This window comes from Lentzea albidocapillata subsp. violacea (assembly GCF_900100275.1).
Classification (GTDB): domain Bacteria; phylum Actinomycetota; class Actinomycetes; order Mycobacteriales; family Pseudonocardiaceae; genus Lentzea; species Lentzea violacea.
Genome location: NZ_FNET01000001.1, coordinates 434,925 through 461,421, shown reverse-complemented (window position 1 = coordinate 461,421; position 26,497 = coordinate 434,925). Strand labels below are relative to the sequence as shown.

Here is a 26,497-nt window from a genome sequence, read left to right as displayed (position 1 = left end):
CGTGGATGAGGCGCGGATGTCCAAGCTCAACGAGATCAACGACTGGCTGCAGGAGAACCTGCCGCGACTGCTGGCCGAGCACGGGGTGCCCGGTGCCGCGGTCGCCGTCACCGTCGGCGACGAGGTGGCCGAGTCGGCGGCGGGGGTGCTCAACAAGAACACCGGCGTCGAGACGACGACCGACTCGCTGTTCCAGATCGGGTCGATCACCAAGGTCTGGACGACGACGCTCGCTATGCAACTGGTCGACGAGGACCTGCTGGACCTCGACGCGCCCGTGCGGGACTACCTGGCCGACTTCAGGATCGCCGACGAGGACGCCGCCGCGCGGATCACGGTGCGGCAGTTGATGAACCACACGTCGGGCTTCGAAGGTGACCTCTTCACCGACACCGGCCGCGGCGACGACTGCGTCGAGAAGTACGTCGCCACGTTGCACGACACGCCCCAGCTCTTCGCGCCCGGCGAGATGTTCAGCTACAACAACGCGGGCTACTGCGTGCTCGGCCGGATCGTCGAGGTCGTGCGCGGCAAGTCCTACGACGACTGCCTGCGCGAGCACCTGTTCGCGCCGCTCGGCCTGACCCACGCCGCCGCGGACGTGTACGAGGCGATCCTGCACCGGGCCGCCGCCGGGCACCTCACCCACGACGAGGCCGCCGGGCCGCAGACGGCGCCGGTCTGGGCTTTGGTGCGGTCGAACGCCCCGGCCGGCTCGGTGCTCTCGATGAGCCCTCGCGACCTGCTGAAGTTCGCACGCATGCACATGAACGACGGCGCCGGGGTGCTGTCATCGGACAGCGTCGCGGCCATGCAGCAGGTCCAGGTGCAGGTGCCCGACCTGGCGTTGATGGGGGACGCCTGGGGGCTCGGCTGGGAGCTGTTCCACTATCCACAGGCGACGGTCATCGGGCACGACGGCGGCACGATCGGGCAGAACGCCTTCCTGCGCCTGGTTCCCGAGCACGGCGTCGCCGTCGCGCTGCTGACCAACGGCGGCAAGACGATCGACCTGTACCAGGCGATCTTCCGGCACGTGCTGCGCGAGCTCACCGGCGTCGAGCTGCCCGCGATGCCCGAGCCCGCAGCGGAACCTGCGCGGGTCGACGGCGAGCGGTTCACCGGCGTGTACGTGTCGGCGGTCGGCGAGCGCGTGGTCACCCAGGACGAGGACGGCCGGATCTGGATGGAGGTCATCCCGAAGGGGATCATGGCCGAGCTGAGCCCGGAGTCCGCCGGCAGGACCGAACTGGTGCCGTGGCGCGACGACACGCTCGTCGCCGCCGAGCCCGTCATGGGCATCCACATGCCGCACGCGTTCGTCGGTGACGACGGCAACGGGCGGGCGCTGTTCCTGCACACCGGCCGCGCGGACCGCCGGGTCGTCCGGTGATCGCGGAGGCCTTCGCCGAAGCGGGCGTGGAAGGGTTCGTGCACGCCCGCGAGATCGGGGTCGACGGCCCGGAGGCCGGGCACGGCGCGGACGAGCAGGTCGTGCTGGCGTCGGTGTTCAAGATCCCGGTCGCCGTGGCCTACGCGGCCGAGGTGGCGGCGGGACGGCTCGACGAGATGGCGCGGACGCGCGTCACGCCCCGCTACCGGATCGGCGGGATCGGCACGGCCGGGTGCCGCGACGACGTCGAGATGAGCTGGCGCGACCTGGCGTTGTTCATGATGACCATGAGCGACAACGCCGCGACGGACGTCGTCTTCCACCGCGTCGGGCAGGCCGCCGTCGACGCGGTGGTGGCCGGGCTGCCGCGGACCCGGATCCTGGGGTGCTGCGAGGACCTGTTCGCCTCGGTGGTCGCGGACCTCGGCACCGACGACGTCGAGGAGGCGCTGACGGATCCCGCCCTGGTTCCCAAGCTGTCCATTGTGGATCCCGAACGCACCACCTCCTCGACGCCGAGGGAGATCACGACACTGCTCGACGCGATCTGGACCGATCGCGCCGCCGCACCCGAGGCGTGCGAGCGGGTACGGGCGATCATGGCCCAGCAGATCTGGCCGCACCGGCTCTCGTCGGGCTTCCCCGCCGACGTCCTGGTCGCCGCCAAGACCGGCACGCTGCCGGGCGTCCGCAACGAGGCCGGCGTCGTCACCTACCCGGACGGCCGCGGCTACGCCGTCGCGGTGTTCACCCGCTCGCAGTCGCTCGACCTGCGCAACCCCGCCGCCGACGCGGTGATCGGCCGCGCCGGACGCCTCGCCGTCGACCAAGTCCGGAGGACCTCATGAAGCGCGCGGTGGCTTTACTCGCGGTCGTCGTCCTGGCCGGATGCGGTACGCCGGCGCCGTCCGGCAGCCAGAACCTGGCCGAGGGCAGGACGTTCACGATGTCCATCGGTACGGATCCGGGCACGCTCGATCCCGCGCTGACGGTCCTGTCCGTCGCCCGCTCGGTCGGCCGGTTCCTCTACGGCAGGCTGATCGAACGCACGTCCAGTGGCGAGATCGTCGCCGGTCTCGCCGAGAAGTGGGACGCGACGGTCACGACGGCGACTTTCACGCTGCGCCAAGGCATCACGTGCGCCGACGGTGCACCGCTGACCGCCGCGGACGTCGCCGCGAACATCACGTTCGTAGGCGACCCGAAGAACAAGTCGCCGCTGGCCGGAATCCAGGTCGCGCCCGGCACGTCGGCCACCGCGGACGAGGCGACCCGCACCGTCACGGTGACGAGCGGCGCGCCCGACGCGTTCCTGCTGAACAACGTCGGCACGCTGCCGATCGTGTGCGCCAAGGGCCTGAGCGACCGCTCGTTGCTCACCAAGGGCGAGCAGGGCACCGGCATGTTCACGATCTCCGAGATCGTGCCCAACGACCACTACACCCTGGTGCGGCGCAAGGACTTCGCGTGGGGCCCCGGCGACTGGGAGAAGGACCAGCAGGGCCTGCCGGACAAGGTCGTCGTCCGGGTGATCGCGAACGAGACGACCGCCGTGAACCTGTTGCTGTCCGGTCAGCTCACCGCCGCGACCGTGGCCGGCCCGGACCAGGAACGCCTGTTCGGCCAGAAACTCGACCACGTCGACATCGCGACCCCGCTGGGCACGCTGTGGTTCAACCAGGCGGCAGGCCATCCCGGCCAGGATCCCGCCGTCCGGCGCGCGCTGGTCCAGGCGCTCGATCTCGCCCAGGTCGGCAAGGTACTGACCAACGGCAAGGGCAGGCCGTCCAAGAGCCTCGTGACCGTGGAACCCCGTCCCTGCACCGGCGACAACGTCACGTCCCACCTGCCCGCGTTCGACAAGGCGGCGGCCGCCGCTGCGCTGGACACGGCGGGGTGGCGTGCCGGATCGGACGGCGTGCGGTCGAAGGACGGCACACCGTTGTCGGTCAAGCTGCTCCAGCCGACCGTCCTCGGCCCGACACTGACGTCGGCCGCCGAGCTGATCCAGCAGGCGTGGCAGGGCATCGGCGTGAAGGTGGAGATCGCGCCCGTCGACGGCGCCGGCATCAACCAGACGCTGTTCGGCACCGGCGCGTGGGACGTGTCGATGGCGCCGGTGACGTTGTCGCTGCCGAGCCAGCTCGTTCCGTTCGCGTCCGGCCCGGTGCCGCCGCAGGGCGTGAACTTCGCCCACGTCACCAACTCCGAGTTCGCCGCGGCGTCCAAGCAGGCCGCGTCACTGACCGGCGCGGACGGCTGCGAGCACTGGAACAGGGCCGAGGCCGCGCTGGTGCGCGACACCAGCCTGGTGCCGTACTTCGACGCCGTGGTACCGACCTTCGTCAAGGGCGCGCGGTTCACGATCAGCGACAGCCTCGACCCGGCGTCGATCCGGATGCTCGCCTCATGACCGGGTGGGCCCCGTTCGCCCGGCGGCGGGCACTCCGGTTCCTGACCTCCCTGTGGGTGCTGGTGACCGCGGCCTTCCTGATGATCCACCTGATTCCCGGCGACCCGGTCCGCGAGTCCCTGGGCCTGGCCGCACCACCGGACCTCGTCGCCGCCCGCCGCGCCGCCCTGGGCCTCGAAGACCCGTTGCCCGTGCAGTACTGGCACTACCTCACCGGCCTGTTCCGCGGCGAGTTCGGCACATCGCTGATCAGCGGCACCCCGGTCGCGTCGCTGATCGGCGACCGCCTGCCCGCCACCGTGCAGCTGGCGGTGCTCGCCTTCCTGGTGGTCGTCGCCGTGGCGGTGCCGGTGGGCGTCGTGATGGCCGTCCTGACGAAGGGCGGCCGCCGGCGCGGCGGCGAGCTGGCGTTCACGTCGACGAGCGTGGTGCTGGCCGCGATCCCGGAGTTCCTGCTCGCCGTGGGGCTCGTGGGCCTGTTCGCCGTGCAGCTCGGCCTGTTCCCCGTGGCGGGCAACGACGCCGCCGGCTCGTGGGTGCTGCCGGTGCTGGCCCTGGCGATCGGCCCGGCCGCGGTGCTCGCCCGGATCGTGCGGGTCGAGCTGCTTTCCGTGCTGGGCAACGACTACGTGCGAACCGCACGGGCCAAGCGCCTGCCGGCACGGCTGGTGTACGTGCGGCACGCGCTGCCCAACGCCGTCACCGCGACCCTGACCCTGGGCGGCATGATGCTCGCCGCCCTCGTCGCGGGGACCGTGCTGGTGGAGAACGTGTTCGCGTGGCCCGGTCTGGGGTCGACCATCGTCGGCTCGATCCAGCAGAAGGACTATCCGGCAGTGCAGGGCATCGTGCTGGTGTACGGGGCCGGGGTGCTGCTGGTGAACCTGGTGGTGGACGTGGTGCTGGCACTGCTCGATCCGCGTTCGACGATCAGGGAGGCGTGATGCGCCCGGCCCTCCGCCCGCTCGCCGGGCCGCAGCCGACGATCGGGGATGCGTGCGCCGTTCCCCGCCCGACTCACGCACCACCAACGTCCGGGGAGGCGGCATGCGTCGCCTGACCGTCCTCCGCTCCCCCGTAGGCGCCGCCTCCGCCGTCCTCCTCACCATCCTGCTCGCCCTGGCGATCTTCGCCCCGCTCCTCTGGGGCGACCGCGCCGCCGCCATCAACACCGACGCCCTCCAGCAGGGCCCGTCCGCGGACCACCTGCTGGGCACCGACCAGCTCGGCCGCGACATCTTCTTCCGTGTCCTCGTGGCCACCCGGCTCACGATCGGCCTCGCGTTGCTGGCGACGGTGATCGGCGTCGCCACGGGCCTGGTCCTCGGTTCCGTGCCGTCGGTGCTCCCGAGGTGGGCGGCGCGGATCGTCACGTCCGCGGTGAACATCGCCGTCGCGTTCCCCGGGCTGTTGCTGGCGCTGTTCTTCGCCGTCATCTTCGGCACCGGGACGATCGGCGCGGCGCTGGCCATCGCGTTCGCGATCACGCCGTCGTTCGCCCGCCTCACCCAGACGCTGACGGCCTCGGTCAGCGGACGCGACTTCATCGCGGCCGCGCGGGTGTGCGGGGTGGGCCGGTTCCGGCTGCTGACCCGGCACGTCCTGCCCAACATCGCCGAGCCGCTCGTCATCAACGCCACCCTCGCGGCGGGGTCGGCGCTGACCGCGTTCGCCGGGCTGTCGTTCCTCGGCATCGGCGTGCAGGCACCCTCCTACGACTGGGGACGGCTGCTCGGCGAAGGCCTCAACCGCATCTACATCTCCCCCGCTCCCGCGCTGGGGCCGGCGGTCGCCGTGGTGCTCGCGGGGCTGGCGTTCAACCTGTTCGGCGAGGCCGCCGCGGCGGGTCACCGGCAGCGGTCACACCGCGCCGCGACCCTGGCGCCGAAGACCACCAGCGCACCGGCCGATGCCGGGTTGCTGACCGTCCGGAACCTGCACGTGTCCTTCCCCGGCGGCATCACGCCGGTGCGCGGCGTGTCGTTCACCGTCCACAAGGGAGAGATGATCGGCGTGGTCGGCGAGTCCGGCTCCGGCAAGAGCCTCACCGCGCTGGCCGTGTCGCGGCTCGTGGAGCACCCCGGCACCGTCACCGCGGACACGTTGGAGTTCAACGGAAAGCCGCTCGACCGGACCCCGGACCGGGAGCTGGGCACGCGGCTCGCGATGGTGTTCCAGGACCCGACGACCTCGTTCAACCCCACCAAACGCATCGGCCGGCAGATCGCCGAGGTGTCCGAGGTGCACCAAGGGCTCGGCCGCGGGGCCGCGGCGCGCAAGGCCGTCGACCGGCTCGACGCCGTGCGGATCCCGGAGCCGGAGCGCCGGGCGAAGCAGTACCCGCACGAGTTCTCGGGCGGCATGCGGCAGCGGGCGATGATCGCGATGGGGCTGATGGGCGAACCGCAGCTGGTGATCGCCGACGAACCCACCACCGCGCTCGACGTCACCGTGCAGCGCGAGGTGCTCAAGCTGCTCGCCAGGATCAGGCAGGACCGCAGCGCGGCGGTGCTGCTCATCAGTCACGACATCACCGTCGTGGCGCAGACCTGCGACCGCGTGCTCGTGATGTACGCGGGCCGGATCGTCGAGGAACTGCCCACGGACGAGCTCTTCACGGCCGCGCGGCACCCGTACACGACGGCGTTGCTGAAGGCGGTGCCGGACCTCGACACGGACCGGGACGCGCCACTCGCGGTCATCCCCGGCCGGCCGCCGGAACCCGGTGAGATCGGTCGCGGGTGCCCGTTCGCGCCGCGGTGCCCGCTCGCCGACGACCAGTGCCGCACCGAAGAACCCGAACTCACGACCCACCGGCAGGACCACCGGGTCGCGTGCTGGAAGTCGGAGACCGAACTGGCAGGTGTGCGATGAGCGAACTCGTCTTCACCAACGTCACCGTCCGCTTCGGCCACCACACGGCCGTCGACGACGTCAGCCTCACCGTGCCGGCGGGGCAGGTCATGGGCCTCGTCGGCGAGTCGGGGTCGGGCAAGTCGACGCTCGCCGCCACCGCGGTCGGCCTCCGGAAACCCACCTCGGGCCACATCAGGGCGGACGGCAAGGTCCAGATGGTCTTCCAGGACCCGTACTCGTCGCTCGACCCGCGGATGAGCATCGGCAACTCGATCGCCGAGGCCATGCCGAGGGGCACCGACAAGAAGGCAGAGGTCGCACGGCTGCTCGAACTGGTGAACCTCGACCCCGGCCGGGCCACGGCACTGCCGGCGAGGCTCTCCGGCGGGCAACGGCAACGGGTCGCGCTCGCCAGGGCGCTGGCCGGCCACCCCAGGGTCGTCATCGCCGACGAGATCACGTCCGCGCTCGACGTGTCCGTGCAGGGCGCCGTGCTGAACCTGGTGCGCGACCTGCAACGACAGCTCGGCCTCTCCATGCTGTTCATCTCGCACAACCTCGCCGTCGTGCGGTACGTGAGCGACCGCATCGCGGTGATGAAGGCGGGCAGGATCGTGGAGGAGGGTCCGGCCGGACAGGTGCTCGAAGATCCACAGCACGAGTACACGCGCGAGCTGCTCGCGGCCGCGCCGAGAAGGCACACGAGGCTGGAGGCTTCATGATCGACGATCTGCACGGGCGCAGTGTCGTCGCGGACACCCACAACGACCTGCTGGACGCCATCGTCCACCGCCCGGTCGAGCGGTGGGTGCCGCACTTCCGCGAACGGTGGCTGCCGCAACTGCGGAAGGGCGGGGTGAACCTGCAGGTGCTGCCGGTGTTCATCGACGACCTGTTCCGGCCGGAAGGCGCGCTCAGGCAGACGCTGCGGATGATCGAGGCAGCGCACCGCATCGCCGAGGCCAGCCCGGAGACCAGGCTCTGCCTCGACGGCACCGACATCGACCAGGCGCTGGCAGGCGACCAGATCGCGCTCGTGCTCGCGCTGGAGAGCGCGCCGGGCGTCGGCGAGGACGTGGAACTTCTGGAGACCCTGTACCGGCTGGGCGTGCGGATCGCGTCCCTCGCCCACTTCGGCCGCACCGCGCTGGCCGACGGCAGCGGCGAGGACGCCACCGGCAGCAGGCTGACCAGGGCCGGCGTCGCCGCGCACGCCGAGATGGAACGCCTCGGCATGATCTTCGACGTCAGCCACCTGAGCGTGGCGGGCGTCGACCACGTGCTGGAGCTCTCGTCCCGTCCGGTGATGGCGACGCACTCGTCGGCACGGGCGTTGCGCGACCACCACCGCAACCTCACCGATGCGCAACTGCGGGGCATCGCGGCCAACGGCGGCGTGGTGTGCGTGAACTTCTTCGCGCCGTTCCTGCACGAGTCCGACTTCACGATCGACCGCCTGGCCGACCACATCGAGCACATCGCGGGCGTCATGGGAGTGCGCCACGTCGGCCTCGGCCCGGATTTCGTCAAGGAGGTCCTCGAGGACGTCACACCGCCGTGCTGCGAGGCGCAGTTGATCGAGGGCGTCCCGACCGACCGGTTCCTGCCAGGGTTGGAGGGACCGGCGGGACTGCCGCTGGTGACCGAGGCACTGCAGAAGAGGGGCTGGCCGGAGGACGACATCGTCCGGGTCCTCGGCCTGAACGTGCTCGACCTGTTCCGTTCCGAACTGAGGGGATCCGCATCGTGACCACCATCGAGGACCTGTACGGCCACGCGCTGCCGGAACAGCCCGCCATCTCGCCCGATGGGTCCGAGGTCGTCTACGTCCTGCGCACCACCGACCGCGAGAACGACCGCGACGAACGCGCGCTCTGGCGGATCTCGAACGGCACGGCGAAGCAGCTCACCAGGGGTAAGGCCGACTCGGCACCGGCGTGGTCACCGGACGGCAGGATCGCGTTCCTGCGCGCCCAGGACGGCCCGGCCCAGGTCTGGCTGCTGGACGGCGAGCCGGAACAGCTCACGACGCTGCCGCTCGGTGCCGGTGCCCCGGTCTGGAGCGCCGACGGTACGAAGCTGGCGTTCTCGGCGCCCATCGACATCGCGGACGCCACCGCGCCGATCGTCACGAGCCGTCTCGACCACAAGTCCGACGGGTCCGGCTACCTGCGCAGCGTCCGCGCCCACCTGCACGTCCTCGACCTGGAGACCCGCGAGGTGCGGCAGCTGACCAGCGGCGACTGGCACGCGAGCGCCCCCGCGTGGTCACCGGACGGCACGAAGCTCGCCTTCACGGCCGCCCGCGACGAGGACGCCGACCTGACCTTCCGCGTGCCGGTGCACGTCGTCGACGTCGACGGCACCTCGGAACCGAAGGTCGCCGGACTCGCCGAGGGGCAGGCCGCGACGGTCACGTGGACCGAGGCCGGGCTGCTCGTGACCGGTCGCACCACCGCGGACGCCGGGCACCTCGACCTCCTGCACCTGCCGCTGGACGGCGAGGTCCGCACCCTGTCCGCGTCGCTCGACCGCAACGTCATGCCCGGCATGGCGGGCTATCCCGGCGGACTGCCCGCCCAGCACGGGAACACGGTGCTGTTCTGCGCGCGCGATCGAGGCTGCACCCAGCTCTACGCCGTGGGCCTGGAAGCCGGCGACGTGCCGCGCCTGGTCCTGGGCGGGGATTCCCGTGTCGTGGCAGGGCTTTCCGTCGCCGGGGACAGCGCAGCCGTCGTGCTGAGCACACCCACGTCGTTCGGCGAGGTCGCCACCGTCGACCTGACCACGGGCGAGGTCACCGTCCACACCGGACACAACGAGATCACGCCGTTCGTCCGCGAGGAACGCGAGTTCACGATCTCGGACGGCACGGTCGTGCACGGCTGGCTGGTCCGCGACCCCGCACGCACCGGCCCGTCGCCGCTGCTGCTCGACATCCACGGCGGCCCGCACAACGCGTGGAACGGCACCGCCGACCCGGTGCACCTCTACCACCAGGTGCTGGCGCAGCAGGGCTGGGCGGTGCTGCTCCTCAACCCGCGCGGCAGCGACGGTTACGGCGAGGCCTTCTACAAGGCCGCGCTCGGCGCGTGGGGTAAGTCCGACGCCAAGGACTTCCTCGAACCGATCGACCAGCTGGTGGCCGAGGGGCTCGCTGATCCGGCGAAGCTCGCCGTCACCGGCTACAGCTACGGCGGCTACATGACCTGCTACCTGACCAGCCGCGACACCAGGTTCGCCGCTGCCGTGGCAGGCGGCGTGGTCAGCGACCTGACCAGCATGGGCGGCACGTCCGACGGCGGCCACTACCTGACCGAGCTGGAACTGGGCGGCGCGGGCGGGCACATCGCCGAACTCTCCCCGCTGACGCGCGTGGCCGACGTCCGCACACCCACCCTGGTCTACCAGGGCGCCGCCGACGACCGGTGCCCGGCGGGCCAGGCCGAGCAGTGGTTCACCGCGCTGCGCCGCAACGGCGTGCCGGCCGAACTGGTGCTCTATCCCGACGAGTCGCACCTGTTCATCCTCAGCGGCAAGCCGTCGCACCGCGAGGACTTCAACCGCCGCGTCGTCGACTGGGTGCGCGAGCACGCGGAGGACCGCAAGCCGCTCGACCAGAAGCACTGGCAGCGCAGGCTTTCCGCGCTCGCGAAGAAGCACGACCTGCCCGGTGCCGCGCTCGGCATTCTCTACCAGGGCGAGACGGTCCTCGCGCACCACGGCGTGCTGAACCTGTCGACCGGGGTCGAGGTCACCGACGACACGATCTTCCAGATCGGCTCGATGGGCAAGGTGTTCACGACGACGGTCGTGATGCGGCTCGTCGACGAAGGCCTGCTCGACCTCGACGCGCCGATCGTCGACGTGCTGCCCGAGCTGAAGCTCTCCGACCCGGTGGTCGAGCAGAAGGTGACCATGCGGCACCTGCTCACCCACACCAGCGGCATCGACGGTGACAACTTCACCGACACCGGCCGCGGCGACGACTGCCTGGAGCGCTACACCGAACTGCTCGCCGAAGCCGCCCAGAACCACCCGCTCGGCGCGACGTTCTCCTACAGCAACGCCGGTTTCGTCCTCGCCGGGCGGGTGATCGAGAAGCTCACCGGCAAGACGTGGGACGTCGCGATGCGGGAGAAGCTCTTCGCCCCGCTCGGACTCACCCGCACCGGCACGCTGCCGGAGGAGGCGCTGCTGCACCGCGCCGCCGTCGGCCACGTCACCAGGGACGAGAAGCTCGAAACCGTGCCGGTGTGGATGCTGCCGCGCTCGGTCGGCCCGGCCGGAACGATCTTCGGCAGCACCGAGGACGTGCTCAGGTTCGCGGCCATGCACCTGAACGGCGGCGAGGCGCAGGACGGCACGCGGGTGTTGTCGGAGGAGTCGGCCGCCGCGATGACCGAGAAGCAGACCGACGTGCCCGACCCGGAGGCGCTGGGCGACTCGTGGGGCATCGGCTGGATCCGGTTCGACTGGGACGGGCAGCGGCTGATCGGCCACGACGGCAACACCATCGGGCAGTCCGCGTTCCTGCGCGTCCTGCCGGAGCACGATCTCGCGGTCACGTTGCTGACCAACGGCGACACCGCCCGCGAGGTGTACCTGGAGCTGTACAAGGAGATCTTCGCCGAGCTGGCGGACCTCGACATGCCGATGCCGCGGGTGCCGGCCGCCGAACCGCCTGCCGTGGACAACGCCACCTACCTCGGCAGGTACGAGCGGGCCTCGATGATCCTCGACATCGTCGAGGGAGAGAACGGGCTGCAGCTGGACCTGACGCCCACCGGTCCGATGGCCGACATGTTCCCCAAGCCGCCCCTGGTGGATCTCGTCCCGGCCGGCGACGGGCGTTTCCTCTACCTGTGGCCGGACTCCAGGAGCTGGTCCTCCCTGGTGTTCTACTCGCTGCCCACCGGGGAGCAGTACGTGCACATGGGTGTCCGCGCCACGCCGAAGGTGTCCTGATGAACCTGCTGAACGACATCGAGCGGCTCGTGTCCTGCGAGTCGCCGTCCACCGACCTGGCGGCGGTGGCCCGCAGCGCGGAGGTCACCGCCGAGGTGGGTGCCGCACTGCTCGGCTCGGAACCGGAACGGATCGTGGTCGACGGCCGCACCCATCTGCGGTGGCGGCTGGGTTCGGGGCCGCGCAGGGTGTTGCTGCTCGGCCACCACGACACGGTGTGGCCGATCGGGACGCTGGCACGGATTCCGTTCAGCGTGCAGGACGGCGTGCTGCGCGGGCCCGGCTGCTTCGACATGAAGACCGGCGTCGCGATGATCTTCCACGCCGTCGCGGCGCTGGGTTCTCCCGACGGCGTCACGGTTCTCGTGACCGGCGACGAGGAGATCGGCTCGCCGTCGTCACGCGGCCTGATCGAGACCGAGGCGGTGGAGCACGCGGCCGTCCTCGTCTGCGAGGGCTCCGCGGACGGCGGCGCGTTGAAGACCGAGCGCAAGGGCACGTCGATGTACGAGGTGACGCTGCACGGCCGTGCCTCGCACGCCGGGCTCGAACCCGAACGCGGCGTGAACGCCACGATCGAGGCAGCGCATCAGATTCTGGCGGTCGCGCAGTTGGCCGACGACGCGACCGGCACGACCGTGGTGCCGACCGTGCTCTCGTCCGGCACCACGACGAACACCGTTCCCGCGCAAGGGAAGTTCATGGTGGACGTGCGCGTGCGCAACCTCGCCGAACAGCTCCGGGTCGACGACGACATGAAGGCACTGCGTCCCGTGCTCGACGGCGCGAAGGTCGAGGTCGACGGCGGCCCGAACCGTCCGCCGATGGAGCTCTCCGCGTCCTCCGCGTTGTTCGAACTGGCGTCCGGGCTCCTTCCAGGGATCACGCAGGCCGCGGTCGGGGGCGCGTCCGACGGCAACTTCACCGCAGGTGCAGGAATTCCGACGCTCGACGGACTCGGTGCCGTCGGTGGCGGGGCGCACGCCGAGCACGAGCACGTGCTGGTGGCGGAGCTCGTTCCGCGCACGCAGCTGCTCGCGGCCCTCGTGAGGGAGTTGACATGATGTTGGTGGCACAGAACGTCGTCGTCCGCCGGCTCACCGAGTACACCGAACTCGTTGCCACCCAACGGCTCTACGAGTCGATCTGGCGGTCGAACGGCAACACTCCCCCGGTCACCGCGGAGCTGCTGCGGGCGATGACCAAGGCGGGCAGCTACGTCGCGGGCGCGTTCGACGGCGAAGACCTGATCGGCGCGTGCATCGGTTTCTGCTCGCCGCCGAACGAGGGCGCCCTGCACAGCCACATCGCCGGGGTGGCGGCGGACTCGCGAGGACGCAACGTCGGTTACGCGTTGAAGCTGCACCAACGGACGTGGGCGCTGGAACGGGGGCTGCGCGAGGTCACCTGGACGTTCGACCCGCTGGTGCGCCGCAACGCCTACTTCAACCTGGGCAAGCTCGGCGCGGACGCGATCGAGTACCTGCCGGACTTCTACGGCCTCATGCACGACGACATCAACGCCGGCGGTGAGAGCGACCGGCTGCTGGTCAGCTGGCGGGTCGAGGCCCCCGAGGTCGTCGCCGCCTGTGCCGGTCAGCCGCGGGTCGTCAGCGCCACGGGTGCGGTCGCCCTGGGGATCTCCGAGGGCGGACTGCCCGTGCGAGGCACGTCCACGGGCACGGTCGCACTGGGCCTCTCCGCCGGTGGACTGCCCGTGCGAGACACGTCCACGGGCACCACCGTGCTGGTCGCCGTGCCCCCGGACATCGAGGCGCTGCGGGTCACGAACCCGGCCGCGGCCACCGAGTGGCGGCACGCCGTGCGGGAGGTGCTCGGCGGGCTGCTCGCGAGCGGTGCCCGCGTCACCGGGTTCGACAGGTCCGGCTGGTACGTAGTGGAAAGGAGCAGTTCGTGAAGCTGACCGGGGTGGAGATCCGCTGGATCGAGATGCCGCTGAAGTCGCCGTTCCGCACCTCGTTCGGCACGCAGACCGTGCGGCAGTTGCTGCTGCTGCGCGCCGTCACGGACGAGGGTGAGGGCTGGGGCGAGTGCGGTGCCCTGGTCGATCCGGTGTACTCGCCGGAATACGTGGAGGGCTGCGCGGACGTGCTGCGGCGGTTCTTCGTCCCCGCGCTGACCGGACCGGTCGACGGCATCTCCGTCGCACCCCGGCTGGCGAAGTTCCACGGCCACCGGATGGCCAAGGCCGCCCTGGAGATGGCCGTGCTCGACGCCGAACTACGTGCTCGCGGGGTGTCGTTCGGCCGTGAGCTGGGCGCGGTCCGCGATCGCGTGCCGTGCGGGGTGTCGGTAGGGATCATGAACTCGATCCCGGAGCTGCTCGACGCCGTCGGCGGTTACCTCGACGAGGGCTACGAGCGGATCAAGCTGAAGATCGAGCCCGGCTGGGACGTCGAACCCGTGCGGGCCGTGCGCGAGCGGTTCGGCGACGACATGCTGCTGCAGGTCGACGCGAACACCGCCTACACGCTGGGCGACGCGCGGCACCTCGCGAAGCTCGACCCGTTCGACCTGCTGCTGATCGAGCAGCCGCTGGCCGAGGAGGAACTGCTCGCCCACGCCGAGCTGGCCAAGGTCGTGCGAACGCCGATCTGCCTCGACGAGTCGATCACGTCGGCGTCGTCGGCCGCCGACGCGATCAAGCTTGGCGCCTGCCAGATCGTCAACATCAAGCCCAGCAGGGTCGGCGGCTACCTGGAGGCGCGGCGCATCCACGACGTCTGCGCGGCGCACAACGTCGCGGTCTGGGTCGGCGGGATGCTCGAGACCGGCATCGGCAGGGCCGCGAACGTGGCGCTGGCGGCATTGCCCGGCTGCACGCTGCCCGGCGACACCTCGGCGTCTGGCCGCTACTACCGGATGGACATCACCGAGCCGTTCGTGCTGGACGACGGACACCTGAGCGTGCCGACCGGGCCGGGCCTGGGTGTGACGCCGTTGCCGGACGCCCTGGACGCGGTCACGGTGAAGACGGAGTGGATTCCTATGGCATGAAAGCTGCACTGACCTGCGGAAATGCAACTCTTGCAGGTGAGTGCGGCTCCGTTCAAATTCGTTGAGGAACTTACTGGCACGTTCGGCGCATGGTTTTGCTCCCCACTGCTCCCGTGGGCCTGACCCGTTTTGACGGACATCTGAGATCAGGGGTTTTGCCCCTGGAAGGATGTCCTTATGAAGACCTCGGGCTCGAACAAGCCCCGGCGTCCTCGTCGTGCGTTCACCCCGGAGTTCAAGGCGGGAATCGTCGAGCAGTGCCAGCGTGGTGACCGCTCGATCGGTCAGGTCGCGAAGGACTTCGACCTGACCGAGACCGCGGTGGTCGCCGAATCGTTCTTCGCCACCATCAAGACCGAGCTGCTCGACCGGCAGCCCTGGCCCCCGAAAACCAAGGCACACAAGGCAATCTTCGAGTACATCGAGGGCTGGTACAACACCCGCCGCAGGCACTCCAGCCTCGGCTACCTCAGCCCCGCAGCCTACGAATCGACCCGGTACCAGCCAGTCGATCAGGTAGCGTGATCACACCTCATCAACCCTGTCCGTCAAAACGGGGCAATCCCACCGGAACGTGCTCCCACGGCCGATGACCCCTCCGGTTGGCCACTCAACTGGATACGTGCTGAGTTCGCAGGTATGAGCTTGCGCTGCCTCAAGCTGACCGGCGAAGAAGCTCCGCGAACCAGCATCTCCAGCATTGAGGGGTGCATAGGGTAAACGCTCATCAGGTAAACGCTGGTGCCGAGCGTCGCAAGCGGGGCTCCCAGCGTTGGATCTCCCAGCGTTGGATCTCCCAGCGTTGGATCTCCCTCTGCATGGTCATGATCCACTCGCTGAAGTCGTTGCTCGCTTGTCAAGCTCAAGGCCAAAAGCTTGCTGGTCAGCGGGTGTTGCACTGTCGGCTCAAGACCACCACCAGTGGACAGCCCGCTCCTTGGCGGTGCGCCGCCGAGGAGCACTTCTGGTGGGGTTATGAACATCGCGGCGCCCCCATGAACGGACGGCTACTCCGCAACGCAGACGGACGCCAGATCACCTACCACCGCTACGACAGCCTGTGGAGGCGCGCCGGCGAAATTCGCCTTGGGCGGGGAAGCAGGGAGTCAGCACCATTGGATCCGTTACACCACGCTCACCTGGGTCGAACGCCATTTCGGCTACGCCGTCGCCCGCGCATACGCCGGACACAACGACACCAACACCGACGCCGGAAGCACGACGACGTACGTCCGCGCCACACTCGAAGAGATCGCCACCGCGCTCGCCACACGCACCGGTGAATACCACCCGTTGACCTCGTAGCCTCACAGGTCGCATGGCCTGCTCACCGCGCGGTGAGCAGGCAGCCCCTAACTCACGGTGTATGGCCGGCCCGTGAGGAACATCGGAACGAAAACCCTGGCGTTAACGATGATCTTGGAGCCGGTGGGTGTGAACACATTCGAGGTACGCCGGTCGTCGGGTTCCGCGGCCCATTAGCCCCGCTTCGAGCGCGCCCCAACGCGATCACGTTGGGCGCCAACAAGGTGAGGCCGACGCCGGTCGCGATCATCGCGGTGAGGACCGGGTTGCGCACGCGCGTGAACAGGCCGCTCGTGACCAACGAGGTTGACTCCGCCCGATCGACACCAGTTCGCCAGGGTGCGCCCATCGCCCGCTGAGCCGCCCGCGTGGCCACGATCCCGCCGACACCGCACCGGCCACGTGACCGGCCAGGCTGTCGAAACGCTCCCTGATCCGGTGACGCACGCAGCAGTGAGGTCGGGGCATGCACGGAAAGTCACCAGGCATCGTCGGTACGGGCTACGAAAGAGTCGATCTCGACGCGTTCCTCGTGCGCCTCGGCGAACAGCGGGTCGACGTCCTCGTCGATGTTCGCCTGAACCCGATCTCGCGCAAGCGTGGATTCAGCAAGACTGCGCTCACGAACGCGGTCACCTCAGCCAGTGTCGACTACGTGCACCTGCGTGGCCTGGGCAACCCGAAGACCAACCGGGCAGGTTTCGGTGGAGATCTGAGGAGCTCACCGAAGCCCGTGATCGCTACGCGGCACTGCTGACCGATGACGCGGCAGAGATCGCGCTGGACCAACTCGTCGAATTCGCCAAGCAGCAGTGCGTAGCGGTCATGTGCTTCGAGGCCAACGAGCAGCGGTGTCATCGCGAGGTCGTCCTTCACCAGGTGCGCCTGCGGCTCGAGCGCGACCTCGTCCGGGTCAAGCGCTTCGGGTAGTACACGCCGATCACTCCGAACACATGATGGCGTTTGGCCTGGTTGCCAACGTAGAACGCCACGTCTTTGTCATCGGAGCACATCTCGTCGAAGAACTTTTGCGCAACGCGAGTTTCAACGCATCGCCGTCAAGGTCGCAGAGACGGCGCTGCAGTGCCACGAACTCCCGGTCGAGGATGCCCTGACGGTGACCGCCGCAGGTGGGCGTCGTGCACTTGTACCGGTACCAGCCTCGGAAACGCGGAGCTTCCAGCGCTGTGCGGTCAGTGCCGAACATGTCGATCTGGCCGACATACTGGTTGATCTCCCCCTGCTCGTCCGTCGTCACCCCCGGATGAGCTTCGAAGTCAACGCCCTGGATTGAAACGGGACGAACCGCGGCCAACGACCGAGCCGGTGGATGCGTCTTGACCGCGCCCAACACTTCGCACATGGACTCCGTGATGTACGGATCGACGAACGGTCGCCGCCGCTTCCACGGCGGTAGATTGTCCTGCATCTGCAGGCTCGTCATGTCCGGTTTCCAGCTCTCGACCCGAGAGCCGTTGCGGGCCGGCTTCACTTTGATCGACACGATGTCGTACTTCTTGAGCGGCCTGATGATCTTCCTCGAGGACAGCTTCCACAAGCCTCCCGGGCCGCAACCCCACGCGTGAGAGGTCGATGCGTTGCGCAGAGTTTTTCGTTCCACGCAACGCATCGTCAACTAGGGTCTGTATCGAAGTCCCGTTCGATGAGAGTCGCGCCTGAGGTGGTTCCTGGTGGTGCGGCCGAACGGCCCGCATACCGGTGTTGTATGTGGGTCGTTCGACCGTGCCGCCAGGGGCCGCGTCAGGCCCGGCTATCGCGAACACGGACTTCGATACAGACCTAGAAACCCAGGTCGAGCTCCAGGTTCCTACGCGTTGCCGGTCGCGACGAGCTGGATGTCGTTGCTGCCCGGTCGTGAGGCCATCGCCACCGTGCTGGCGGCCATCTCGCCGGCTCCGTTGAAGCCGGCGATGCGGTTCCAGCCCTGCCAGGTCGTGTCGGCCTTGCGGATGTTGTGGTACACCAAGCCGTCGATGCCGACGGCGGTGATCTGCGTGTCGCCGTTGGTGTTTCCGGCCATGGCGAGCGCATAAGCCTGGAAGAACGGCGACCCGGCCCGTCCGGCGACCGGGTTCCACTGCTGCCAGGTGCCGGCGGCGTCGTTGCCGCGGACGGTGTGGTAGATCAGGCCGTCGTTGCCGGTCGCGATGAGCTGGACCGTACCGTCGGCGTGGCCCGCGATGGTGACCTCACCGGCCTGGAAGTTCGCCGCGCCCGCGTTGCCGGGCAACATCCTCCAGCCCTGCCAGGTCGTGTCCGCCTTGCGGATGTTGTGGTACAGCACGCCATCCGGCCCGTTGGCCACGAGTTGCACGGAGTTGTCGCTCATGCCGGTGGCCGTGAGGGACTTGGCGTGGAAGAAGACGGTTCCCGCACCGGGCAGGGGGTTCCAGCCGGCCCACGTCGTGTCGGCCCTGCGGACGTTGTGGTGCATGAGGCCGTCGTTGCCGATGGCGAAGACGTGCAGGTCACCGTTCGGGGTAGCGGCGGCGGCGACGTTGCGTGCCTGGAACTGGCCGGCGCCCGCGTTGCCCGCCACGCGGTTCCAGCCCTGCCACGAACCGTCCGCGTTGCGGATGTTGTGGTAAAGCGAGTCGTCCGTGCCGATGGCCGTGTACTGCGCGGAACCGTTGGCGAACCCGGCGGTCGCGACCTTGCTCGCGGCGAAGGTCGGTGAGCCGGTGGCACCCTGCAGCGGCTTGAACCCGCTCCAGGCGCCGTCCGTACCGTTTCGCACCTCGTGGAACAGCGTGAAGTGCCTCCGTGCAGGAGCTTCGTTCAGTCCAGTGGGCCGCACGATGATGATCGGCCCCTGGAAGTTCTCCGGCCGGTGCCAGCCGGACAGAGTGACCCGGTCGCCCTCGTTGCCGCCGATCGTCCGGATCTGGCCGTCCGACCGCGTTTCGTAGACGAGGTTGACGTGCTCTGCCCAGTTCGATCCGTTGTAGCGGTAGACGATGGCGTCACCGACGTGCGGTGTCGTCGTCCTCGTGCCGTTCTTGTTGCCGTACTCGACGAAGCTCGCGGCCCTGGCGTCGATGCCGCGGGCGTCGATGCCTGCCTGACGCCAGACCCAGCCGGCGAAGTCCGCGCACCACGCACCGGGGTGGCATTCCCAGCCGTTGCCCGAACAGCCCTTGCCGATGTGGTCGTCGGCGATGTTCGCGATGTCACCGCCGGTGGTGGCGAGGGCGGGAGTGACGCCGGTGAGCGTCCCTGCCAGTGCCGCGATTCCGGCGAGCACGCCGACTGCGGCGCGTCTCGCTCTGCCGAAGGTCGTGTTCATGATTTTCCCCCAGGATTTCTCGTTGTGCGGACTACTTGTTGCCGGTCGCGACGAGCTGGATGTCGTCGGATCCGGGGCGTGCGGCCAGGGCGAGGGTGCTGGCGGCCATCTCGCCGGCCCCGTTGAAGCCGGCGATGCGGTTCCAGCCCTGCCAGGTCGTGTCGGCCTTGCGGATGTTGTGGTAGACGAGTCCGTCGATGCCGATCGCGGTCATCTGGGTGTCGCCGTTGGCGTTCGCGGCGGCGGCGAGTGCCGAAGCCTGGAAGAACGGCGAGCCGGCGCGTCCCGCGACGGGGTTCCACTGCTGCCACGTGCCGCTAACGTCGTTGTTGCGGATGGTGTGGTAGATCAGGCCGTCGTTGCCGGTGGCGATTACCTGGACGGCACCGTTGACCTGGCCGGAGATGGAGACCTCACCGGCCTGGAAGTGGGCGGCGCCCGCGTAGCCCGGCAACGTTCCCCAGCCCTGCCAGGTCGTGTCCGCCTTGCGGATGTTGTGGTGGAGCAGCTTGTCCCCGCCGCTGGCGATGATCTGAACCGAGTTGTCGCTCATGCCGGTGGCGCTGAGGGACTTCGCCTGGAAGAAGACGGTTCCCCTGCCGGGCAGGGGGTTCCAGCCGGCCCACGTCGTGTCGGCCTTGCGGATGTTGTGGTAGAGGAAGCCGTCGTTGCCGATGGCGAACACGTGCAGGTCCCCGTTGGGAGTCGCCGCGACGGTCATTCCGCTCGCCTGGAACTGCGCGGAGCCGGTGTTGCCCGGCATGCGGTTCCAGCCCTGCCACGAGCCGTCCGCGTTGCGGATGTTGTGGTAGAGGAACTTGTCGGTGCCGGTCGCAACGTAGTGCGCGGAACCGTCGGCGAACCCGGCGGTCACGACCTTGTGTGCCTCGAAGTGCGGCGCACCGCCGAATCCGGGCAGTGGCTTGAACCCGCTCCAGCCACCGTTCGTGCCGGTGCGCGTCTCGTGGAACAACGGGTACGCCCGGTCCGACGACGACTGCGCCATGATCCCTTCGAGGATCGTCTTCGCGTCGGCGGCGTTCGGCTCGTAACGATCGGGGAACGCCGACCGTTCGACTCCCTGTGCCACTTCCCAGATCGGCTTGTTCAGCCAAGAGTCGCGGGGGTAGAACCGGTTCATCGTGTCGAGGAACCAGTTGACCTGGAAGGGGACGTTGGTTCGCTGCGCGACGGTGCCCTTGTCGTCGAGCATCTGGAACAGCCCGATGCTGCTGGAGTGGCCCTGGAGCTGGTTGAGCAACCGTGCTTCGGTGATGGCGGCGTCGATCTCGATCAGCGCCGCGTGGCTGGGATAGCCCTTGGCAAGCGTGTTCTCGTAGATCGCTCTGGCGCACGAGATCTTCTCGGCGTCGAGATCGTTCCTGAGGTAGTGGGTCATTCGCCCGGCCAGAGCGGAGGCGAGCGCACGGTCCTGTTCGGACGGACCTCCGGCTCGGCACTGCACGTGCGGCGGGTTCACGGCGTGCGCGGCCGGGGTGAACAGGCCGCCGGCTACAGCAGCGAGAATAAGTCCGACGGCAGCGCCGCGGTGTGATGAACGTTTTTTGGACATGCCGAACACACCTTTCGTTGTTACGTTGAGAAGAGACCGTTGATGCGTTGTGATCAGACGGCCGAAGAAGGGGGTGCGGGCGGGCAGGCCGCCCACACCCCGGTGCTGCCGGTCAGCTGACCAGGTAGCAGGACTTCACGACCCCGTAGACAGGGTCGGTGCCGAACGCCCCTTCGACGCAGGACGTCGGGCCGGTGAAGGTCTTGTAGACGTACGAGCCGTTGCGTCCGAACGCGACGGTCTGCGTGCCGCTGAAGGAGCACGTTCCGTTCTCCGCGGCACACTCCCGCGTGAAGCCGGCGGGCGTGCCGGCCCAGATGAAGCAGGACTTGACGACACCGTAGAGCGGATCGGTGCCGAACGTGCCGAGCTCGCACTTCGCGGTGCCGTCCGACTTCGCCGTCCAGTACGAACCCTTGGTGCCGAATGCCTGCAGGCCCGCGGCCGCGCACCTGGCGCCTTCGTCGGCGCACTTCTCCCACGCACCCGCCGGCGCCTCCGGCAGCACGTAGCAGGATTTCGTGGTGCCCTGCAACGGATCGGAGCCAAACGCGGCGGTAGTGCAGGGAACGGTGTCGTTGACCGTCATGAACCGGAACGCACCGTTCGTGCCGTACGCGATAGCACGCCTGCCGTCCACTCGGCACACGTCATTCTCGGAGGCGCACTTGACGGCACCAGCCGGACCGCCTGCCGGGGCGAGGTAGCAGTACTTGAACACACCGGGCGTGGGATCCTTCGCGAAGGAAGCGACCTCACACGTGACCGGACCGCTGACCACCCTGTACTCGTGGCTGCCGGCGCCGAACGCAACCACCTGCGAGCCGTTGGGAGTGCACGTCTGGCCCTCGGACGCGCAGAACGTGTAGCCGGGCGGAAGCTGTCCGGAAGGCACTGCGATGTCGAACTTCTCGGTCCGCACCACACCGGTCGCGGTGACGGTGTAGCTGCCGCCACCGGCACCGGTGAGGTAGATGTAGCCGCCATCGGACGAGCCTCCGGAGAGGCCCGCACCGGGTTGGAACTTGCCGTCACTCCACACGGTGGCGCCGTTGACCATGACCTTCACCGACGGGGAGCCATAGGTGGGAATGCCGATCCGTCCCGTGGTGCCTGCCGGCGCGGTGAGCGTCGAGGTGAACGTGCCCGGCGTGTAGTCCCAGCTACCCTTCACCGCACCCTTCGGCGTGGTGATGTTGCCTTCTACGTGGGTGAGGTCGCCGAGGTGCGGCACGAAGTCGTAGCGCGTGGCGTCACTGGGGTTCAGCCCCAGCACGAAGAACGTCAGCGCGTTGGTCGGGCCGGACGACCAGCCGTGCGCGGCGCTCATGTACGAGCCGTAGTAGGGCGCACCGTCGAAGTGGAAACTCTCCCAGAACGTGCTGTTGGTTCCGTTCGGGGAGTTGAGCATGTGGCCCCACTCCCGGCGCATCAACGCCAGCGCGGCGGTGTCGTTGTTCGCCACGAGCTGCGCGACGAGCTCCAGCGAGCCGGTGAACGTGCCGATCACACCGGGATACTCCGGTGTCACCGCACCGATCGCGGACCAGTTCCCGGTGAGCGTCCTGGCCACAGAGGAGTCCTTCGCGACGCCATCGGTGAGCCCGAGCCAGACGGCCAGCGAGTTGCCGCCCTGCGGGTGCAGGTCGCTGTCGGGGGTGTCGCGGTACAGACCGGTGGCCGGGTTCCACAGCCTCGTGTTCGCCTCGGCCTTCACCGCTGCCGCCCGCTGCCGCCAGGCGGTGGCGCGTGCCGTGTCGCCCAGCGCGTCGGCCAGCTTGACCCCGCTGGTGAGCGCCCCGTACAGCAGCGCGTTCGCCGACAGCTTGCGGCCGCCACCTGCGGCCTGCCCCCAGTCGGCCACCTTGGTGACGTTCAGCAGACCGGTACCGTCGATCTTGCCCAGGCTGTAGTGCATCGCATTGGTGTATTTGGGCCAGACCGACCGCACCCACGCCGTGTCGTCGGTGTAGCGGTGGTAGAGGCCGGTGCCCACCAGCGTCCACAGGTGGTAGGTGTCAGAGGCGTAGGTGTCGACCTTGCCCGGCTGGCCGATCTCCGGCCCCGCGTACGGGAGCATGCCGTCGGCGCCCTGCAGCCCGTACAGCGCCTCCAATGCGTTGCGCGAGGACTTCGTGTCGTTCAGCGACGCGTAGGCGGTGGGAAGTGCGACGCCGAGATCTCCAGGCCACACCGTGCGGTCGCGCTTCGCTCCGTCGGTCAGCACGCTGGTGCCGGGCCCGATGACCGCGGCATTCTTCCAGCCAGGGTTCGGCGCGTCCGCGGTCCGGCCCGTGTCGGGTGCGATCGTGTTGGTCTGCACCGTGTAAGCCCCGGCGTACCACAGCTTGTTGAGCAGATCGTCGTTGGAACGGAAGTAGTTCGGGTAGTCGCGCAGGTTCGCGCGATCGGGGTCGGGCGTGAACTTCAGCGTCACGTCGTTGACGTCGACCCAGCCGTCACTCGCGAGAAACAGCGTCAGGTAACGGAATCCGCCGCGCAGCTTCTCCTTGGGCATCGTGTACGCGCCGGCAGCGTCGACGGAGGCGTAGATCGCGCCGTCCTCCCTCTGGTGTTGGCTGCTCCGGTCGCTGTTCGTGCCGACGTATGCCGCCGTCTCCGAGAACGCCAGGCCGACCTGCCTGCCGACGCCGCTCACACCGGCGAACCGCAGGCTGACGAGGCCACCGACCTCCTTACCGAAGTCGAGGACGACGTAGGAACCGTTGCCGGACAACCGGGCCGCCCCTCCGGTGACGAGGTTGCCCGGCTCCGCAACCGTGCCGATCGTCTGGTGCACCGCGACCGGCTTCAACGTCCGGGACGCGGGTGCGAAGTTGTTGGGATCCGACGCGGCCGGCGACTCCGCGGGCAGAGCCGTGGCTCCCGATGTGGTGATCGAGGCCAGCAACAGCGTGCCGACCCCCAGCAATGCCAGCCTTCTGGCGCGTCGAAATTGCCCGCCGCGAAGGCGGGCATGCACGATCTTCATGTGTCCCCCCAGGACTTTTTCGCCTTGAAACGTTCTAAGGCGACGGATACGGCAGGGCTGCCGTTCGAGAGACCGGCAGCCCTGCCGTTCGACGGTGCACCCCCAGCGCACCGACTTGACTCAATTCCCCCTTGAGTACGCTGAGCAATCTAGCCGACCCCCACGGGTCGATGTCAAGTAAAGTTTAATGAACACGGTGTTCCGGCTCACCATGATCCGGATCGCCCCAGGGGAGGGATCCGTGCCAGCTGCAGGGGAACGGCGCACCCTGGCGCGAGCATTGACCACGCTGATCGAGAAGAAGGCCCAGCGCGACGGTCCGGACAGCGTCGCGGACCAGGTGATCGGCGAGCACATCGGCAAGTCGCGCACCACGGTGTGGAAGCTGCGCATGGGTCACGAGGTCAACCCGAAGATCGAGACGCTGGAGGCGCTGGCGCGATTCTTCGGCGTTCGGGTGAGCTACTTCCTCGACGAGGACAGCGCGGCCGCCGCCGACGAGCAGCTGGACTCGCTGCTGGCGGCGCGGCGGTTGCAGGAGGTGGCCGAGAAGCACGGCGTGCAGGGCGTCAACGCCCGACTCGGCAGCCTCTCCGCGAACAGCCTCGCGGCGGTTGCCCAGCTCATCGAGGAACTCGGCGAGTCCGAAGGACAGGAATCAGCCACTCATGACCGAGCCACACCGTTCAAGTCTCCGCAGCTTCCGCGAGCGGATCGACCGTGAGCTGAACTCATTCGAGTGGCCGGTGCCGTTCGACATCGGCGTCCTGCTCGATCAGATTGCGGTCCGGCGTGGTAAACCGATCGCGTTGTTCCCTGCGGAACTGCCCGCGGAGGGCCCCGGCGGTCTCGTCGTCGAACGGCGGGACGACCTGGTGATCGTGTTCGACGACCGGCTGCCGATGTTGCAGCAAGAGCACATCATCATGCACGAGGTCTCGCACATCCTGTTCGGACATCGCGGCACGACGCTGGATGACCTCGGCGGTGCGGACGAACTGTCCGAACTGGACCCGGAGGTGGTCAAGACAGCGCAACGCTTCGCGCGCCGGCACGGCTACTCGCAGCACGAGGAGACCGAGGCCGAGATCGCGGCGGCGTTGATGTGGCAACGGGTCGGGACGGCGCGCAGCATGATCCCGCCCCGCGAGCGTGCGCCCGAGATCGCGGAGGCCGATGAACGCTTCCATGCGGCGCTCACCCGTGCCAGGAGCCGGTGATGCCGCCGATCATCGTTGCGATCACGCTCGTCGCGGCGCTGTCGCTGGGATACATGCTGAGATCAATGATGATGAATCCGGCGAACCAGGCGTTGCGCGCGGCCTGTGCGGCGATGCTCGTGATGCTGCTGGCGATCGGACTGGGCCTGGTGACCGCGGACGCTCACCTGGTGTACCCGATGAGCGCGGTGAAGTGGCGGATCTCCGTGATGCAGCACCTGCTCACCATGGTGAGCCTGTATCTGGTGCTGGTGTTCTTCCTGTTCTCGGTGCACCCGGCGCCGGTGGCGAAGCGACTCGCCAGGCGGCATGGCGCGGTGCTGCTGGCCGCGGTCCTGGTCGCGTTGACGTTCGCGTTCGTGGCCACACCCGCCGACTACTCCGCTGGATTCTTGGCACACTACGTCGACGCACCGTTCACGTCGCTGTACCTGGTGACCTACGTGGTCTACCTCGGGGTGCTGATCGTCGCCGCCGCGCTGCTGTCCGCGCGGTGGTCCCGACTGGCGAGCGATCCGTGGATCCGGCGGGGCATGGCGGTCGGCGCCGCCGGATGCACGGCTGGTGCCGTCTACAGTGTCATCAAGGCGTCCTATCTCCTGTTAGCCCGCTTCGGTGTCACACCGCGAGTCGGTGAAATGGTCCTGACCGGACCGGTGATCCTCGTGGCCGTGCCGCTGGGGCTCGTCGGCCTGACCGTTCCGGGCTGGGGTCCGCGCCTCACCACGCTGATCCTCTGGGCGCGGCGGTACCGGGCGCATCACCAGCTGCACTCGTTGTGGGCGGCTCTCACCGCACGGTTTCCGCACGTGACGATGGACCTGGGAGGCACGAGACTCGGGCCGTGGTGGGACGACAAGTGGGCGCCGCATCCGCACGAGATGGATCTCCGCCTGCACCTGCGGGTCGTGCAGATCTGGGACGCGCGCCGCGCGTTGACCGACTACTGTGACCCGGCCGAATACGACCGCGCACTGCACGCCGCCGATCGCGCGGGTCTCGCGGGCGACGAGCGAGCAGCGTTCGCGGAGGCGGCGATGCTGACGTCCGCACTCAGACGCGACGAGCGCGTCGAGGGCACCGGCTCGAACCACCCGCCCCCCGCGATGGAGGCCGATCTGGCTCGTAACGTGGCTTGGTTGCGCGAAGTCTCGCGGTTCGTCGCGAAAGCGGAGTGGGCGTGCGGGGCATCCGTACACCGGTCGGCACCGCAGCGATCCTTGCAGTACTGAGGGATCTTGCCAATCTCAGCGGGGTACGACATCACCACCGGCTGTCGCAGAGAGCGCTGTTCGTCGTCCTGTTGTTGCTCACCTACGTGGTCGGCTTGACGCTGCTGGTCGGAGGTGTCGCGCTGGCGTCGGTTGTGCTGATCGTCGTCGGTGTAATCGTCACGGCGATCTACCCAGTGCTCGTCACCGTCAAAGGCGTACGCCGCAAGCGGTGAGGTTG

23 protein-coding genes are annotated in these 26,497 nt (G+C 68.8%); 19 read left to right on the top strand and 4 right to left on the bottom strand.

Annotated elements, in window-relative coordinates; all coding sequences use genetic code 11:
• Nucleotides 1–16 precede the first annotated feature (16 nt).
• From BLR21_RS01805 to BLR21_RS44590, 15 genes are all read left to right on the top strand, one after another.
• The gene (locus BLR21_RS01805; protein ID WP_090003865.1) at nucleotides 17–1,393 is read left to right on the top strand and encodes a serine hydrolase domain-containing protein; all 1,377 of its coding nucleotides are present in this window, start codon (nucleotides 17–19) and stop codon (nucleotides 1,391–1,393) included.
• The gene (locus BLR21_RS01800) at nucleotides 1,390–2,241 is read left to right on the top strand and encodes a serine hydrolase (protein WP_090003864.1); all 852 of its coding nucleotides are present in this window, start codon (nucleotides 1,390–1,392) and stop codon (nucleotides 2,239–2,241) included. Before BLR21_RS01805 ends, BLR21_RS01800 begins: the two co-directional genes overlap by 4 nt.
• Entirely contained in the window at nucleotides 2,238–3,806 is a 1,569-nt protein-coding gene (locus BLR21_RS01795; protein ID WP_090003863.1) for an ABC transporter substrate-binding protein, read from the top strand. Before BLR21_RS01800 ends, BLR21_RS01795 begins: the two co-directional genes overlap by 4 nt.
• On the top strand, nucleotides 3,803–4,750 hold the full coding sequence (locus tag BLR21_RS01790) for an ABC transporter permease (RefSeq protein ID WP_090003862.1): 948 nt from the start codon (nucleotides 3,803–3,805) through the stop codon (nucleotides 4,748–4,750). Before BLR21_RS01795 ends, BLR21_RS01790 begins: the two co-directional genes overlap by 4 nt.
• Before the next feature lie 103 nt (nucleotides 4,751–4,853).
• On the top strand, nucleotides 4,854–6,680 hold the full coding sequence (locus BLR21_RS01785; RefSeq protein ID WP_090004440.1) for a dipeptide/oligopeptide/nickel ABC transporter permease/ATP-binding protein: 1,827 nt from the start codon (nucleotides 4,854–4,856) through the stop codon (nucleotides 6,678–6,680).
• On the top strand, nucleotides 6,677–7,384 hold the full coding sequence (locus tag BLR21_RS01780) for an ABC transporter ATP-binding protein (RefSeq protein WP_090003861.1): 708 nt from the start codon (nucleotides 6,677–6,679) through the stop codon (nucleotides 7,382–7,384). Before BLR21_RS01785 ends, BLR21_RS01780 begins: the two co-directional genes overlap by 4 nt.
• On the top strand, nucleotides 7,381–8,412 hold the full coding sequence (locus BLR21_RS01775) for a dipeptidase (protein ID WP_090003860.1): 1,032 nt from the start codon (nucleotides 7,381–7,383) through the stop codon (nucleotides 8,410–8,412). The genes BLR21_RS01780 and BLR21_RS01775 overlap by 4 nt, the downstream gene beginning before the upstream one ends.
• The gene (locus BLR21_RS01770; protein WP_256334380.1) at nucleotides 8,409–11,630 is read left to right on the top strand and encodes a serine hydrolase; all 3,222 of its coding nucleotides are present in this window, start codon (nucleotides 8,409–8,411) and stop codon (nucleotides 11,628–11,630) included. Before BLR21_RS01775 ends, BLR21_RS01770 begins: the two co-directional genes overlap by 4 nt.
• Entirely contained in the window at nucleotides 11,630–12,694 is a 1,065-nt protein-coding gene (locus tag BLR21_RS01765; RefSeq protein WP_090003859.1) for a M20 family metallopeptidase, read from the top strand. The genes BLR21_RS01770 and BLR21_RS01765 overlap by 1 nt, the downstream gene beginning before the upstream one ends.
• Complete coding sequence (locus BLR21_RS01760) at nucleotides 12,691–13,548, top strand: GNAT family N-acetyltransferase (protein WP_090003858.1); 858 nt, start codon at nucleotides 12,691–12,693, stop codon at nucleotides 13,546–13,548. Before BLR21_RS01765 ends, BLR21_RS01760 begins: the two co-directional genes overlap by 4 nt.
• On the top strand, nucleotides 13,545–14,648 hold the full coding sequence (gene menC, locus BLR21_RS01755; protein ID WP_090003857.1) for an o-succinylbenzoate synthase: 1,104 nt from the start codon (nucleotides 13,545–13,547) through the stop codon (nucleotides 14,646–14,648). The genes BLR21_RS01760 and menC overlap by 4 nt, the downstream gene beginning before the upstream one ends.
• A 177-nt stretch (nucleotides 14,649–14,825) precedes the next feature.
• Nucleotides 14,826–15,173, top strand: coding sequence for an IS3 family transposase (locus BLR21_RS44595; protein ID WP_090003856.1), 348 nt, complete (start codon nucleotides 14,826–14,828; stop codon nucleotides 15,171–15,173).
• 561 nt (nucleotides 15,174–15,734) lie between these two features.
• Nucleotides 15,735–15,953, top strand: coding sequence for a hypothetical protein (locus BLR21_RS01745; protein WP_090003855.1), 219 nt, complete (start codon nucleotides 15,735–15,737; stop codon nucleotides 15,951–15,953).
• 466 nt (nucleotides 15,954–16,419) lie between these two features.
• A complete protein-coding gene (locus BLR21_RS43440) occupies nucleotides 16,420–16,710 on the top strand; it encodes a DUF488 domain-containing protein (protein ID WP_256334378.1) in 291 nt (96 codons plus the stop codon).
• Nucleotides 16,704–16,883: a DUF488 family protein gene (locus BLR21_RS44590; RefSeq protein ID WP_420843850.1), complete on the top strand. Its 180-nt coding sequence runs from the start codon at nucleotides 16,704–16,706 to the stop codon at nucleotides 16,881–16,883. The genes BLR21_RS43440 and BLR21_RS44590 overlap by 7 nt, the downstream gene beginning before the upstream one ends.
• 10 nt (nucleotides 16,884–16,893) lie before the next feature.
• On the opposite strand, the gene BLR21_RS01735 is transcribed toward BLR21_RS44590, so the two are convergent.
• From BLR21_RS01735 to BLR21_RS01720, 4 genes are all read right to left on the bottom strand, one after another.
• Nucleotides 16,894–17,574 (bottom strand): hypothetical protein, encoded by a 681-nt coding sequence (locus BLR21_RS01735; RefSeq protein ID WP_143027579.1) that lies wholly within the window; start codon nucleotides 17,572–17,574, stop codon nucleotides 16,894–16,896.
• 207 nt (nucleotides 17,575–17,781) lie between these two features.
• A complete protein-coding gene (locus tag BLR21_RS01730; RefSeq protein ID WP_090003853.1) occupies nucleotides 17,782–19,260 on the bottom strand; it encodes a DUF8189 domain-containing protein in 1,479 nt (492 codons plus the stop codon).
• Nucleotides 19,261–19,291: 31 nt separating this feature from the next.
• On the bottom strand, nucleotides 19,292–20,833 hold the full coding sequence (locus BLR21_RS01725) for a DUF8189 domain-containing protein (RefSeq protein ID WP_143027578.1): 1,542 nt from the start codon (nucleotides 20,831–20,833) through the stop codon (nucleotides 19,292–19,294).
• A gap of 112 nt (nucleotides 20,834–20,945) precedes the next feature.
• The gene (locus tag BLR21_RS01720) at nucleotides 20,946–23,825 is read right to left on the bottom strand and encodes an alpha-L-rhamnosidase-related protein (protein WP_090003851.1); all 2,880 of its coding nucleotides are present in this window, start codon (nucleotides 23,823–23,825) and stop codon (nucleotides 20,946–20,948) included.
• A 241-nt stretch (nucleotides 23,826–24,066) separates the two neighbouring features.
• Between BLR21_RS01720 and BLR21_RS01715 the strand changes: the two genes are divergently transcribed.
• Genes BLR21_RS01715 through BLR21_RS41535 form a run of 4 tightly spaced genes read left to right on the top strand, consistent with a single transcriptional unit; the run spans nucleotide 24,067 to nucleotide 26,492 of the window.
• Nucleotides 24,067–24,549, top strand: coding sequence for a helix-turn-helix domain-containing protein (locus tag BLR21_RS01715; protein ID WP_143027577.1), 483 nt, complete (start codon nucleotides 24,067–24,069; stop codon nucleotides 24,547–24,549).
• On the top strand, nucleotides 24,494–25,045 hold the full coding sequence (locus BLR21_RS01710) for a hypothetical protein (protein WP_176929406.1): 552 nt from the start codon (nucleotides 24,494–24,496) through the stop codon (nucleotides 25,043–25,045). The genes BLR21_RS01715 and BLR21_RS01710 overlap by 56 nt, the downstream gene beginning before the upstream one ends.
• On the top strand, nucleotides 25,045–26,277 hold the full coding sequence (locus BLR21_RS01705) for an MAB_1171c family putative transporter (RefSeq protein WP_143027576.1): 1,233 nt from the start codon (nucleotides 25,045–25,047) through the stop codon (nucleotides 26,275–26,277). Before BLR21_RS01710 ends, BLR21_RS01705 begins: the two co-directional genes overlap by 1 nt.
• Nucleotides 26,226–26,492 carry a DUF3040 domain-containing protein gene (locus BLR21_RS41535; protein ID WP_143027575.1) on the top strand — a complete coding sequence of 89 codons (267 nt, stop codon included), beginning with the start codon at nucleotides 26,226–26,228 and terminating at the stop codon, nucleotides 26,490–26,492. The genes BLR21_RS01705 and BLR21_RS41535 overlap by 52 nt, the downstream gene beginning before the upstream one ends.
• Nucleotides 26,493–26,497: the final 5 nt, after the last annotated feature.

Excerpts from the sequence above, each read along its gene's own strand:
- BLR21_RS01805 (WP_090003865.1), top strand. The coding sequence starts at position 17 with ATGTCCAAGCTCAACGAGATCAACGACTGGCTGCAGGAGAACCTGCCG.
- BLR21_RS01795 (WP_090003863.1), top strand. The coding sequence starts at position 2,238 with ATGAAGCGCGCGGTGGCTTTACTCGCGGTCGTCGTCCTGGCCGGATGC.
- BLR21_RS01790 (WP_090003862.1), top strand. The coding sequence starts at position 3,803 with ATGACCGGGTGGGCCCCGTTCGCCCGGCGGCGGGCACTCCGGTTCCTG.
- BLR21_RS01785 (WP_090004440.1), top strand. The coding sequence starts at position 4,854 with ATGCGTCGCCTGACCGTCCTCCGCTCCCCCGTAGGCGCCGCCTCCGCC.
- BLR21_RS01780 (WP_090003861.1), top strand. The coding sequence starts at position 6,677 with ATGAGCGAACTCGTCTTCACCAACGTCACCGTCCGCTTCGGCCACCAC.
- BLR21_RS01775 (WP_090003860.1), top strand. The coding sequence starts at position 7,381 with ATGATCGACGATCTGCACGGGCGCAGTGTCGTCGCGGACACCCACAAC.
- BLR21_RS01765 (WP_090003859.1), top strand. The coding sequence starts at position 11,630 with ATGAACCTGCTGAACGACATCGAGCGGCTCGTGTCCTGCGAGTCGCCG.
- BLR21_RS01760 (WP_090003858.1), top strand. The coding sequence starts at position 12,691 with ATGATGTTGGTGGCACAGAACGTCGTCGTCCGCCGGCTCACCGAGTAC.
- BLR21_RS44595 (WP_090003856.1), top strand. The coding sequence starts at position 14,826 with ATGAAGACCTCGGGCTCGAACAAGCCCCGGCGTCCTCGTCGTGCGTTC.
- BLR21_RS43440 (WP_256334378.1), top strand. The coding sequence starts at position 16,420 with ATGCACGGAAAGTCACCAGGCATCGTCGGTACGGGCTACGAAAGAGTC.
- BLR21_RS01730 (WP_090003853.1), bottom strand. The coding sequence starts at position 19,260 with ATGAACACGACCTTCGGCAGAGCGAGACGCGCCGCAGTCGGCGTGCTC.
- BLR21_RS01725 (WP_143027578.1), bottom strand. The coding sequence starts at position 20,833 with ATGTCCAAAAAACGTTCATCACACCGCGGCGCTGCCGTCGGACTTATT.
- BLR21_RS01720 (WP_090003851.1), bottom strand. The coding sequence starts at position 23,825 with ATGAAGATCGTGCATGCCCGCCTTCGCGGCGGGCAATTTCGACGCGCC.
- BLR21_RS01710 (WP_176929406.1), top strand. The coding sequence starts at position 24,494 with ATGACCGAGCCACACCGTTCAAGTCTCCGCAGCTTCCGCGAGCGGATC.
- BLR21_RS01705 (WP_143027576.1), top strand. The coding sequence starts at position 25,045 with ATGCCGCCGATCATCGTTGCGATCACGCTCGTCGCGGCGCTGTCGCTG.